At 45.4% G+C, this 14,619-nt stretch carries 5 protein-coding genes; 4 read left to right on the top strand and 1 reads right to left on the bottom strand.

The genetic code is table 11. The annotated features are described in order from the left end of the window. Positions 1 to 179: 179 nt before the first annotated feature. Positions 180 to 2,366, bottom strand: coding sequence for a TonB-dependent siderophore receptor (locus PSI23_RS08015; protein WP_273554598.1), 2,187 nt, complete (start codon positions 2,364 to 2,366; stop codon positions 180 to 182). A 318-nt stretch (positions 2,367 to 2,684) separates the two neighbouring features. On the opposite strand from PSI23_RS08015, the gene fes reads away from it, so the two are divergent. The 4 genes from fes (at position 2,685) to entS (ending at position 14,452) form a co-directional block, all read left to right on the top strand. After that, the gene (fes, locus tag PSI23_RS08010) at positions 2,685 to 4,001 is read left to right on the top strand and encodes an enterochelin esterase (protein ID WP_273554597.1); all 1,317 of its coding nucleotides are present in this window, start codon (positions 2,685 to 2,687) and stop codon (positions 3,999 to 4,001) included. Positions 4,002 to 4,047: 46 nt separating this feature from the next. Next, positions 4,048 to 4,275 carry an MbtH family protein gene (locus PSI23_RS08005; RefSeq protein ID WP_273554648.1) on the top strand — a complete coding sequence of 76 codons (228 nt, stop codon included), beginning with the start codon at positions 4,048 to 4,050 and terminating at the stop codon, positions 4,273 to 4,275. A gap of 77 nt (positions 4,276 to 4,352) precedes the next feature. After that, entirely contained in the window at positions 4,353 to 13,043 is an 8,691-nt protein-coding gene (locus PSI23_RS08000; RefSeq protein ID WP_273554596.1) for a non-ribosomal peptide synthetase, read from the top strand. Between the two features lie 107 nt (positions 13,044 to 13,150). Beyond that, a complete protein-coding gene (gene entS / locus PSI23_RS07995; protein WP_273554595.1) occupies positions 13,151 to 14,452 on the top strand; it encodes an enterobactin transporter EntS in 1,302 nt (433 codons plus the stop codon). The last annotated feature ends 167 nt before the right edge of the window (positions 14,453 to 14,619 follow it).

Here is a 14,619-nt window from a genome sequence, read left to right as displayed (position 1 = left end):
TTTCCCTATTATTTTTAAATAATAGATTGGCTATTATTCAGTTTTATGGCTTGTGGCGCTTGAAACATAAAAGTACTCCAATACATATCATTCCAATAAGTGTAAATGTGCCTTGATGGAAGCAATTCACAGTGGCAGAAAGATTTTGCTTTTTGCCACTGAAATCAATAAATTTTGCTTTACCAACTATATTCCATCATGGCAACAATGCTGCGCCCGCTGCCATAGAAACAAGCTTCTGTATTTGAACATGAAGCAACGTAATATTTGTTGGTCAGGTTATTCACATTCAGTTGTATATTGGCACCCTTGAGCTGAGGGGAGGCTTCACCAAGATCGTATTTCGCCATCAGGTCATAGAGGGTGTAGGGTTTTACGTGGAATGTTTCTGCATAATCACCGGAAGTGGAACCGGTATAACGTACGCCGGCGCCTAATGTAAATCCTTTCAGCGCCGTTTGTGTAAAGCTGTAACTCCCCCATGCAGAAGCTGCATGTTCAGGAATTGAAGGCATTCTTTTGCCGACTCGTGAGGCATTGTTATCATTTTTGGTTTTGGTATCTGTATAAGTATAGCTGGCTATCATATTGATTTCTGGCGTGATTTTGGAATGAATTTCGGCTTCTGCCCCTTTTGAGCCAATTTTGCCAATTTGTTCGCTAAAGCGGGTGACCGGGTTACGGCTGGTCACGTTTTTCTGGGTGATATCGAACAGAGAAAGGGTTAACAGGGTATTGTGATCTTTTGGCTGGAATTTGATGCCTATTTCAGTTTGTTCACCTGTTGTTGGTTTGAAGGCAGGTGTTCCCGGCGCTCCTTGAGACAGATTAGGTTCAAAGGAGGTGCTGTAACTGATATAAGGCGAAATACCGTTATCAAAGGCATACAATAATCCCGCACGCCCTGTAAAAGCACGGTCTTTCTGGGTTGTTGATGTGTTGCTGATGATATTTTGTTGCTTGGTTTCAGTCCAGTCATAACGCCCCGACAGGACTAAATTCCAGTTCTCCCAACTGAGTTGGTCTTGTACGTAAACGCCTAACTGGTGGAGTTTCTTTTTATCGTTTAAAGCAAGGGATAGCTCTTTTTCATCAACGGGAACACTTCTGGCTGGATTTGACCAATCGAATTTGTATTGATCACCATTCTTTTGCCATCTTTTGTTGTGGTTATCCGCCCACTTGTAATCGATTCCACTGGTGACGCTGTGATCAATGTTACTGGTTGAGAATTGTGCTTTCAGATGATTATCCATGGTGAATGTCTGTGCTTCACTGTATTCCTTCTGTGGGCGGCGTTGGATACTAGTTGGTTGGTCTTTTATATCCGATACATAAACGAAAAGTTTATAACGCTCATTTGACCTTGAATAGCGCAGATTTTGCTGGAAAGAAAAGACATCATTAATGTCGTGTTCAATCATGTAGCCGATAGATCCCTGCTCCCGTCTGGCCTGATTAAAAGAAGGATCACTGAGATTCATATCGTAGGGAATATAACCCACATTGGGGGCAGGCGTTACTGTGCCGACTTTAGGGTAGAAGTTGCGGTATCCTGCCTTGGGATCGTACTGATAGCTGGTCAGTAACGTAAAGGTCGTATTATTGTTGGGGATCCATGTCAGCGCAGGGGCGATGGCAATCCGCTCTTTTTTATAGTCTTTGACGAACTGTTTTTGGGTGCTGAGTATGCCATTTAAACGATAGAGAACGGGGATATCATCACCCAGTGCCCCACCGAAATCAAAAGCCAATTCACCAAGGCTCTGATTGCCCGCTTTCATCTGTACCTTGTGGATGGGCTGGGCAGTTGGCCTTTTGCTGGTCATATTAATCAAGCCGCCGGGGCTGACCTGACCGTATAGCACAGATGCTGGCCCGTGCACCAACTCCACCCGTTCCAATAACCAAGGATCGATCTGATTACCATAACTCAAGCCATCAAGGAACTTAGGCGCATAACGGAAACCGCGGGTAATCACTTCGTCATTGCGGTTGGAAGAGCCGCGATAATTAGTCACCACACCACTTGAATAATTCAGAGAGTCAGCAACAGTTGCTACACCTTGCGCTTCCATTTGTGTGCGATTAATGACGCTGATTGACTGGGGCGTTTTGATAAGAGGAGTGAGACTTTTGGTGCCTGCGGCACTGTCTGATTCTACAAAGTTTTTTTCAGAATTCCCTTTAATTGCACTTGTGACAGTTACGGTGTATTCGTTGTTATTGTCAGTCCCATTGTTTGCTGAGGCATATGGAGATATCAGTAGGGCAGAAGTAAACATTAAGAATAATTTATTATAGTTATAGTTTACCGTCATTCTTTTTGCGGCTTTCGATGCATTGTTCTTGATAGGCAGTACCATGGATTTCATCTCTCAATATAGATATTTTCAAAATAAAAACTTAAAAATCAGTTAGATAAATAAGGCGACACCATTCTGGCTAAGCTGAATAGTGAAGGCCTCCTGCCACATTTCCTGATAATGCTCCATTAACTCTGTTAGCCAGTGATTAAGATTAATAAAATAAATTGAATAATATTGCAAACGAAAATCATTATCAATATCATTGGTTAATGATAATCATTTCTTTTAATGGGCGTTATGGGTGCGATGTATCAGGCGTGGTGTATCAAATGCATATGTCATTTATGAGCGGATGTTTTTGCAGGGGAGAAGGGGATGAAGTTAGTATTTCAGCCATCAGGTACGGTAGATAATTTATTATCTGCCCCTAATGTTGGTAGTGAATCATGGTGGGAACATATTGCTACTTTGGGAACTCCGATCATAGAAGTTATGAGGAACCAGCAAGTTCAAACAACCTTCTTCTGGCGAGATCCTTACGGGAATGAACAAAACTCAAATTTTCTGAAAATCTATATCGATATCAATGGCATTACTAATCACCATTGTCCAGATCCGCAAAGTTTGCAACGATTGCCTGAAACAGATATCTGGTATTGGTCAGTGAACCTTGAAGATGATTGGAGAGGAAGTTATCGATTTATACCTGTCACTGATGCATATCTCCCCCCCAAATTTTCCGATGAAATCAAACAGCGCAATCAACAACAACGTGAATGGTGGATTTCACTCTTTCCATTGTCCGTTCCAGATCCCCTGAATCTGCAAAGCCATCACCATAATGGGCTTGGTTTGCCTTTATCGGCAATTCATATGCCTAAAGCACCTGAACAGACTGCATGGGCATTGATTGATGGGATAAACCCAAATCATATTGGGCAGGCAGATAAACGAGAGCCTTTGCTTTTGCATTGGAATAGTGAGCGGCTCAACAACCAAAGGCATGTTTGGCTTTATTCCAGTGGTGAAGAAACGGAGAAAGAAAACGCGAACCCCCGTCCTCTCATCATTCTCTTGGATGGATTGAATTGGGTAGAGAGAATACCGATTTTTCCGGTGATTGATGCAGCCACTGAAAAACGGCAGATACCGGGGGCTGTTTGGCTTTTGATTGATGTTATTGATATGCCTCATCGAGAGCGGGAGCTTCCCTGCAACCCTGATTTTTGGCAAGCGATTCAGGATGAACTCTTGCCGCTTGTCGCACAGCATGCCGCTTTCAGTGATGATCCTGAACAAACTGTTATCGCAGGGCAAAGTTATGGTGGATTGGCGGCACTGTATGCCGCACTTCATTGGCCGCAACGTTTTGGTTGTGTTCTCACGCAATCGGGTTCTTTTTGGTGGCCTGACAGCAAAATTGTTCGGCAGTTTATATCACCCGCAGAACATAAGCCCGGCTGGCTGACCCAGCAACTGCTTGAGCAAAAAGTTATTCCTTCGTCATTGAAAATCTTTCAGGAGGCGGGTTCCCGCGAAGCAGATATCCATTTTGTGAATGAGCAAATGTATGCCGCATTACAGGAGGCAGGGCACAACGTGAATTATCGTGTGTTTAATGGTGGGCATGATGTGCTGTGCTGGCGCGGAGGATTAATTGATGGCCTGAGTTGGTTACTGGCTGAAAAATGATGCGGTAAACCGATTATTGAAGTCCCAAATATGATGAGAACCAATGATGAATTTGCAACAAAAGAACCCTTTTGATGATGATGAAGCTAATTTTTATGTACTGATAAACGATCAACAGCAATATAGCCTTTGGCCAGATTTTGCTGACCATCCTGCTGGTTGGAAGCAGATTATTGGCCCGGATTCACGGGCGACTTGTATCGCATACATAGAAGAGCACTGGGTGGATATGCGCCCGGCCAGTCTGCATAAAACACATCCGCATAAAACATAGATAAATAAAACATAGATAAATCAAATTGATAATGCCGATGGTTTAGTCTGTAGAGTAGATAAGCAAGGAAATCAAACGTGCCGAATGTATTGCAACTTTCTGAAATTAAATCAGTCAATCTGACGTTGCCGCTTGTGGCTGCTCAGCCCGGAATCTGGATGGCTGACCAACTTGCCAGTCATCGCAATGTGTTTACCATTGCGCATTATATTGAAATCAATGGAGAGCTGGAGCGTTCCTTATTTGATGTGGCTATCCGCCAAGGTTTGGCTGAGGCCGATACCGTTCATGCGCGTTATTTTATTAATGAACAGGGGGAAGCTGTACAGCAAATCCCTGCTTTCTGTCATGCACAACAAGTTGTTGCCCCTGAGTGGTTCGATTTTACCCACGAGCGGGGGGAAAGCACGTCACAGGTATTAATGCAGGCAGATCTAGCCGCTGAATTGCCCGCTGACGGGGAACGCTCACTTTACCGGCAGGTAATTATGAAAGTCGGTGCTCAACCTGAACGATGGTTCTGGTATCAGCGTTTTCACCATCTTATGCTTGATGGTTTTAGTTTTGAAGCACTGACACGGCGTATTATTGATATCTATAACGCGTTAAACACTGGCAGGCAGCCCACTGAAAATCCTTTCTGTTCATTCGATCTGGTCGTTCAAGAGTATCAGGAGTGGGAACAGTCTCCGGCAAAAGCAAAGGCAGCCGAATTCTGGCAACAACATACCCGTGAGCGCGGTGCTTCTGTTTCACTTTCCACTGAAGAAATTGTGAATACAGGAACGACCTTACCTTTACATCACCATTGCTATTTCCCACTTTCTCAATTTGCCCCATTAAGTGAGGATAATTTATTACGGCAATTCCCGCCGACTGAAATTGTGATGGCTGCACTCTGCATCTATTTCTATCGCATGAGCGGAGAAAAACATTTGTCAATTGGTTTTCCTTTTATGCGGCGTCTGGGATCTCAGGCGCTTTGTGCAATGGGACCTGTAGTCAATCTCTTGCCGCTGCAAATAAACCTGAAAGAGAGTATGACCCTTGCAGGGGTAGCGAAAGCGTTTGTGGATGAAATGAAGCAAGTCCGCCGTTACCAGCGGTATGAAGCCGAGCAACTGCGTTGCGATCTGGGGTTATCAGGTAGTAAAAATGCGCTTTATGGCCCTGTTTTCAATTACAAAATCTATAACGAGACGTTGAAAATAGATGGTAAACCCATCAAAACACATACGCTCGCTATGGGACCAGTGGATGATTTAGAGTTTGAATTGTGTTGTTACGATGATCAGCTCCAGCTAGTGCTGATCGCGAATCGTAAAAAGTATAGTGAGCAAACTTTACAGTGGCATGGTGAACGGATCAGTTATTTGTTGAATCAATTACTGACGCAGCCGCAACAGCCTATTGCGCTCGCCCCACTTATTCCACCACAGGAACAACAACGGCTTGATGAATGGTCTTGTGGGCCAAGAATCCAAGCGCCTGTAACTGGTGTTTCTATAACTGGTGTTTCTATAAACAGTGTTTCTGTGCTGGATATCTTTTTGCAGCAGGTCGGGCGGCAGCCTGATGCCATTGCTATACGTTGTCGCAATGAACAGCTTAGTTACCACCAATTGATGACAAAAGTGGTGCAGCTTGCACGTTTCTTATTGTCACAGGGAATTGGGGCTGAGGATGTGGTTGCTATTGGTATCCCTCGTTCAGTGGATTCAATTATTGCGATTCTGGGAGTATTGGCTAGTGGTGCTGCTTACATTCCCCTTGATCTCGATTATCCGCCGGAACGTTTGCAGTTAATGTGTGACGATGTTCAGCCCGCCTTGCTGATCACTCACTTGAATACGTTGGCACAAATGCCCGAAGTACCCAAGATCATTTGTCTGGATGATCAGCAGATAGTAGCGCAGTGTTCCGGTTTATCTTCGTTACCTGTCACAGACGAAGAACGACGCGAAAAACTGTGCGGTGAGCATTTGGCTTATATAATCTATACATCGGGATCTACAGGTAAGCCAAAAGGTGTTATGAGCACACATGGCGGATTACTGAATTTGTTAACCTCCCACGCAACGCATTTGTTTGGGCCTGTCATCGAGAATTTTTATCAGCGACATAACCGAAGGGCACGTGCGGGACACACTGCATCTTTCTCCTTTGATTCCTCTTGGGAACCCCTGTTTTGTATGATCTTAGGCAGTGAACTCTATATTTTTGATGAGGAACTGAGACGGGATGCATGGGGCGTGGTACAGCAGATGAATCTGCTGCCGATTGATATCATGGATATTACGCCTTCTTTCTTGACCCAACTTATCGATAGTGGATTGTTGGAAAAAGGTAATCACCAGCCTGCGTGTATTATGATCGGTGGCGAAGCTGCCACACCACGGTTATGGGAGTTACTTAAACAGCAGTCGCAAATTGATATCCACAACTATTATGGCCCTTCCGAATATACCATTGATACGTTGGGTGCCAGCATTCAAATGGCCGATCAGCCTGTGATTGGGCGTCCGGTTGCCAATACCGATATCTGGCTTTTAGATAGTTACTTACAACCCGTGCCAATTGGTGCAGTGGGAGAACTGTATCTCTCTGGAGTGGGTATCGCCCGTGGTTATTTACATCGTCCGGGAATGACGGCAACACGCTTTGTTGCTAATCCGTTCCGTCATGGTGAGGTGATGTATCGCACTGGTGATCTTATGCGCTGGCGGTCTGATGGACTGCTTGCATTTATTGGTCGGGTGGATCATCAGGTTAAAGTGCGTGGTTTCCGCGTTGAGTTAGGTGAAGTAGAAAATGCGCTGGTTGATTTGCCGGAGGTCAGTTCTGCGGTAGTAATTGCTGAGCCTATCGGCGCAACATATCGGCTGGTGGGGTATTGTGTTGTCCCAGATGGGCAACGGCGCGCTTTAGCGAATATCTCGGTTTTATTGTTAGCTGAACTGGCAAAGAAACTGCCTGATTATATGGTTCCTGCTTTCTTAATGGTGTTGGAAGCCTTACCTATCTCAATCAATGGCAAAATCGACCGCAGCGCATTGCCCAAACCACAGCAATTTCAATTGCCAGTAGGCAGAAAAGCGGAAAGTAAGCAGGAAAAATCCATTTGTAAAGCATTCTCCAGCCTATTAGCTGTGTCAGAGGTCAGTGCAGATGATGATTTTTTTGTGCTGGGGGGCGACAGTATTTCTGCGATGGCGCTGGGAACGCAATTACGCCGTCTTGGTTGGCAGTTACGTCCACGGGATATTTTCAGTGAGCGTACACCTGCACGGATGTCGTTGAAAATGACGCCTGTTACCATTGCAAAACAGAGTCCTAAGCGCATTCAGAAAGGGGCGATCGATAGCCTGCCTATTTTACATTGGTTTGCTGAATCTCATGGGATTAATACCCGTTTCGCTCATGGTGTATTTATTCGTGTCCCGGCAGAACTACAGCCGCAACATTTATCGCAGGCATTGATTGCTTTAGTGCAAGCACATCCTGTACTGCGCGCGTTTACCCGTGATGGCCAGCTTATAGTCGGTGAGTTTACCAATGAGCCGATTTCTGTATTTGAGGCAACGTATTGCAGCATACGGCAAAATTGCGAAGATATTGAAACCTGTGCAGAGCAAGCCTTCCACGATGCGGTTATGTGTCTGGAACCCACAAATGGTCAGCTATTCCACGCTTGTTTATTACAACAGGGAGGCGATGGCAATGGCGGTGTGTCTAAGGGATTGGTATTTATTATTCATCATTTGGCAACAGATGGTGTTTCGTGGCGAATATTATTGGATGAATTACGTCAGGGAGTTGAAGCTGCAATAAATGGCAAAACTATAAATGGCAAAATTATGACTTTACCAGCGGAAGAGTATTCTTTGCACGATTGGAACGATTATCTACGCCAAAATTTGCCACAACGTGTAGCCGAATTGCCTTTTTGGCAGCGAATGTTGAATAAAAAAACATCTCTATTAGGGCTGCGTCCGTTGGATGTACACCGGGATCGTCAAATAAACGCCTGTACGGCACGAACATTATTGAGCGGTGAGCAAACAGCCGCTTTATTGGGAATATTACCCAAACAATATCACGCGAATATTGAAGAAGTTTTATTAACCATATTGGCAATGGCTTGTTATCGCCATTTTAACGTCAGTCAGTTACGCTTCCAGCTAGAATCTCATGGTCGCGTTGAATTAGACGAAAAGGGCGATTTGGCTCGGACTGTTGGTTGGTTGACCGCTGAATACCCGATAGTGGTAGGTCTGCCACAAACAGGAGAATACCAGCCAGCAGAGATGGTCAGGGCGGTGAAAAGTGTTTTGCGGGCAGTGCCCGATCGTGGGATAGGTTATGGTTTGCTGCGCTATCTAGACCAAACGGGACGGGAAATACTGGCAACGCAAGAAACGCCGGAGATCTTATTTAATTATCTGGGGCGTTTTGTCGAGGCAGATAATTTATGGGCGCCTCAACGGACTAAAAATCTTTTCCGGGATGCGTTTGCTGTTTATCAAGATCCTGAAATGTCCCTGAACCATAGTTTGGAAATCAACCTATTCGTTGATGAGCAGGGACATACTCCACAATTAGTCATTAACTGGCAATGGGTTGATGGTATTTTTAGCCATCAAGATATCGCAGAATTACATCACGGTATGGTATGGGTGGCTGATCGCTTAATTCAGTTCGCCAGACAGCAGCCCTTGCAGGCTATGGCCACGTTAGTTGCCGCAGAAACGGGGCTGGCAGATTTTGAGGAGAACGATCTCACTCAGTTGACCGAGCATTATGGCCCATTATCTGTGGTATTACCGTTGCTACCACTGCAACAAGGATTATTATTCCACGCACAAACAGCCACCGAGCATGGCAGTTATAATTCATTGACACGCCTTTCCCTGTTCGGGTCATTGACTGTTGCTGAATTACGTCAGGCGTTGTCAGTTTTAGTCCGGCATCATCCTCAGCTTGCTGCGAAATTTGATACTGAGCAATATACTTCTCCGCTGCAATTAATACCGATCATCTCTGATGATAAAGATTATTGGACACTCGATTTCCATCAACTGCCTGAATTAACGGCGGAAGAGGAGGAGATGGCGTTACGGGAACTGGAAAAAACAGAACTGGCGCGAGATCTCTTTCAGCAGCCAATGGCGATGTTACATGCATTGCTGGTTCGCCACGGTAACAGTTCACGCCATACAATATTACTGAATGCCCATCATCTGATCGTTGATGGTTGGTCAACACCTATTCTGGTGCAAGACCTTTTGATATTACTGAATCAAGATGAGCAAGCCTTGCATGAATTTAAAATAAACGGAACTGAAATAAGTTATCAAGATGTGGTCCGGCAATTATTGGCGCGTGAGACCGGGCCAGCCCGCCAATGTTGGCAACAGGTATTGAAAGATGTTCAACCAACATGTTTGTTCGGTGAACAACACCATACTGGTGAGGTTAAGGAGCTTGAAATATTACTCGAACCAGCGATGGAGCAGCAGTTAATCAGTTTGTGCCAGCAACGTGGTTTAACCCTGAACACTCTGATGCAAGGCATTTGGTCTTTGCTATTGAGTATCCACAGCGGCTCGCCTGATGTTGTTTTTGGCTCCCCGGTCTCAGGGCGATTCGGGCAGACTGACGGGCTAGGCCAGCATGTTGGGCTGTTTAGTAACACCTTACCGGTTCGGATTATTCTGGATATGGCACAACCTCTATTGCCACAACTAGAAAAACTACAGGCACAGCAGATCCAATTGATTGAACATGACAATATAGGTCTGGGTGAAATCCAGCAAATTGCCGGTACTGGCACGCTTTTTGATACTTTGCTGGTGGTCGAAAATTACCCTGAAGTGAAGCGGAACCAAGAAGAGATCCAAAACATTACCTGCCAGAGCATCAATAACCGAGGTTATACCCATTATCCTTTGACATTACTGGTGCTGCCGGGTCAGCGTCTGCGTTTATTGATGGAATATCGTGAAAGTGTTAAACAGCCTGAGCGTTTGGCACAGCGCATATTACTTTTGATCCGACAATTAATTGAACAACCTGAGATTGCACTGCGCGAGTGGGTTCTGCAATCGGTTGATGAAATCGCATTCATTGAAGAAATCAATAGCACTTATCATGATATCCCTTCTGTAACACTCCATCAGGCGGTTATTGAACAGGCAAGAAAAACGCCTGACGATTTGGCATTGTTGGATTGCCATCATCGTCTGACTTACCGGCAAATGCGTCTCCAAACTCGCTTGTTAGTTGATCGTCTAATTGAAGCGGGAGTGCAAACAGGGGACATTGTTGGCGTTGCATTATCACGTTCGGTTCGGCTGAGTCTGGCGTTACAGGCGATTCTGGAAGCGGGTGCTGCATGGTTGCCTCTTGATACCGGCTATCCTGATGAACGCTTGACCATCATGCTGGAAGATGCCCAACCTCGATTAGTAATTACGGAAAGTGAACATCGGGCACGTTTTGCCAATCAGGCGCCTTTGTTGTTGCTAAATGGATTGTTACTGGATCAGCTGGCGAATGGAACACAGCAGCCTGTCCATCCTGCCGCCAATGTGTCTCCTGAACATACGGCGTACATTATCTATACCTCTGGCTCTACAGGAAAACCCAAAGGGGTTATGGTGAGCCACCAAGCTATTGTTAACCGTTTATTGTGGATGCAGGAAGCCTACCAATTGACGGGGAATGATGTGGTATTGCAGAAAACACCATGTAGTTTTGATGTCTCTGTATGGGAGTTTTTCTGGCCTTTAATGACAGGTGCCCAATTAGTGATGGCACCACCAGAGGCACATCGCGATCCCGCAGCGCTTCTCCAACTTATTGATGATTACCGTGTCACGACATTGCATTTTGTGCCATCAATGCTGGCAACTTTAATTGATTCATTAGCGTTACGAGAACAAGAGGCGCCGTTCTGCCACAGCCTGAGACGTGTTTTCTGTAGTGGTGAAGCCTTGTCATGTGAACTGGCACATCGCTATCAGACATTGATATCAGCACCTTTGCATAACCTTTATGGGCCAACAGAAGCGGCGGTGGATGTGACATGGCAACCGGCGTTTGGCGAGGCATTGGCGCGTTGCAGTAGCTCTGGTGTTCCTATTGGTTGTCCGGTATGGAATACCCGATTGTGTATTTTAGATCCTTGGTTACGTCCTGTTCCCATTGGGGTGGCAGGTGATCTCTACCTCAGCGGTATTCAGCTGGCGACAAACTACCTGAACCGACCCGATCTGACAGCCAGCCGCTTTGTGGCTGATCCATTTGCATCTGGCGAACGGATGTACCGAACGGGAGATATTGCATGCTGGTCAGAAAATGGTGAAGTCGAATATCTGGGGCGCAGTGATGAGCAATTAAAAATACGTGGTCAGCGTATTGAACTGGGTGAAATTGAACAAGTTTTACTGGCACAACCCGGAGTAGCTCAGGCGGCGGTTGCTGCACGTGAGCTGGGTAAATCAGGTCAGGTAATGGGAAATGTCGATGCGCGCCAGCTAATTGCTTGGTTGATTCCTCAATCAGGTGTGACATTGGATATTGCCGAACTACAACAAACGATGATGAAACAATTACCTGCTTATATGCTGCCTGTCAGCTATGTGATACAGGAAAATTTCCCGCTGAGTGCAAATGGAAAATTGAACCGTAAGGCACTGCCGCTGCCAGACAAATTAACGACAGGCCGGTTACCGCAGGCTGGTTTGGAAAGTCAGTTAGCTAAGTTATTCGCCGAAATTTTAGAGTGTGAAATTGTTTGGGCTGATGATGATTTCTTTGCTCTGGGTGGGCATTCGTTGCTGGCAATGCGTCTGGCAGCCGAAATACACCGACGCTTTAATTACCCTGTTTCAGTTGGCAACATCATAGTCGCACGAAGTGTAGAAAAATTGAGTGCGCTATTGATTGGTAAACAAATGATTGGTGAACGAGCAATTGATGAACTCGCGGAGGAACAGAAGCAAAGTTTGGCTGAAAACAGTGGGATGGGAGAGGTTTTACCATTAAGGGAAGGTTCTGGGCCCGCGTTGTTTTGTGTGCATCCCGCATCAGGTTTTTCTTGGCAATACAGTGGATTGTTACATTATCTGGAGGGGGATTTTCCGATTATCGGGTTACAATCCCCTCGTCCCCGTGGCGTGATTGCTGAATGTCATAGCCTTGACGCAATGTGCATACGTCATTTGGCGACCTTGCGAAATATTCAACCTCATGGGCCTTATTACTTGCTGGGCTATTCTCTGGGTGGAATGTTGGCTCAGGGAATGGCCATTCGTTTACGGCAAGAAGGAGAGGAAGTTGCTTTCTTGGGATTATTGGATGCTTATCCTCCGGAGGGGCAGGATTGGGGAGGGTTAAGCGAAGAGGAAGTCAAACAGGAAATTGCCCGTGAACAGGCGGAGTTTATGGCGACGACAGAAGATGAGCGCGATCCGCAACTGCGTCAGGAAAAACAGGCAATGTTCGAGGATATTGTCGCTAACTATCAAGATGCTGTTCGCAGTTTATTATCTGCCGTTAATCAGAAATATGATGGCGAAGCAGCGTTATTTGTGGCTGAACGGACGTTGCCTTCTGATTTGGATGTCGAAGGGACATGGGCTCCCTGGATTCGCCATTTAAAGGTCTATCGGCAAGATTGTGAACATGCCGATATCCTTTCTCCCGTTTCATTGAAACAGTGGGGACCACTGCTGAATAGTCTGTTAAAAAGAATAGTCTGTTAAAAAGAATAGTCTGTTGAAAAGAATAGTCTGTTGAAAAGAATAACCTATTGAAACAAGACCGAAATTAACTTTATCGCGTTTAACGCCATCGCATCGTACGGAGCATTATGGCCAGTTCATCACTCTTTTTGGATTTTAGTTTGCTCAGAAATAATGCGCATTTCCGAGCTATCTTTATTGCCCGCATGTTATCTGTCTTTGCATTGGGAATGTTGACGGTTGGTGTCCCTGTCCAGATGCAGTTTCTGACGGGTTCTACCTTACAGGTGGGGATCGTGGTCGCACTGGATGGCGTCGGTATGTTTATCGGACTAATTCTGGGGGGAATCCTGGCTGACCGTTATGATCGGCGTAAACTCATTTTGTTTGCCCGTGGCACCTGTGGCATCGGTTTTGTGGCATTAAGCTTTAATGCATTTTTAGACTCGCCATCACTGTATATACTCTATTTCCTTTCTATCTGGGATGGCTTTTTTGGTGCGTTGGGGATGACGGCGTTAATGGCGGCAATCCCCAATTTAGTAGGGCGGGAAAATCTGGCCGCCGCAGGTGCCTTGAGCATGATTACTGTTCGCATAGGTGCCATTATTTCACCGGCATTGGCAGGCATTATTATTGTTGCTGGTGGGCCAGGATGGAACTTTGCCGTTGCAGCAATCGGTACATTAGCCACATTATTACCCCTAATGAGGCTACCTGAAATGAAGCCTCAGCTAAGCAATAAAGAGCACCCGCTCAGTGCATTGGTAAGCGGGGTGAAATTTGTTTGTCAGCATAAAATTGTGGGTAGTGTCATACTGGTGGGGATGCTGCTCAGTGTTGCAGGAGCGGTTCGCATTCTGTTTCCTGCATTGTCTCAGGAAGTATATCACCAAGGGTCGTCAGCAACTGGGTTGATGTATTCCGCCGTTCCTTTGGGAGCCATGTTAGGGGCTTTCACCAGCGGATGGATAGGGCGAAGCTCACGATCCGGAGTTCTGCTTGTTGTATGTGCGCTGTGCTCCTTTATCACGTTATCCCTACTGGGAGTCGTCACAAATATCGTTCTGGCATTACTTGTTCTGGTTTGTTATGGATATTTGAATGCGTTTGCGTCCTTACTGCAATTTACCCTTGTTCAGAGCCATACACCGGATCATTTATTGGGGCGAGTAAACAGTTTTGTCACAGCACAAGATGTTACTGGTGACTCTTTGGGAGCGTTGGGACTGGGTTTTATGGGACGTTTGTTGTCTCCTATAATGACCGTCTTTTCGTTTGGCACTTTTGCTGCGCTTACCTGCCTGTTGCTTGCAACAGTAATAAAACCTTTGCGCCATTCTACGCTGAGTAGCAGCACAGCATTATCAGAAACAAACCTTTCAGAAAAAAAACCTTTAGAAAGAGAACATAAGCAAAGTGATAGCTAATGGGAAGGAAGCCCGTCTACGATCATTAGCAAAAGTATCCCACAGTTAAACAAATCACGGCGTGGTATCAATATCACGCCATCACGCTGCAACATAAAAAGTACCACTCCAATTTTTCAAAATAATACTTTTTGTTATTTTTTTATTAAAAAATCATTAGATTTACA

It is taken from the genome of Xenorhabdus yunnanensis (genome assembly GCF_028598805.1).
Taxonomy (GTDB): Bacteria; Pseudomonadota; Gammaproteobacteria; order Enterobacterales; family Enterobacteriaceae; genus Xenorhabdus; species Xenorhabdus yunnanensis.
Note: the sequence above shows the minus strand (reverse complement) of the source record. Positions and strands in the feature narration are given on the sequence as shown.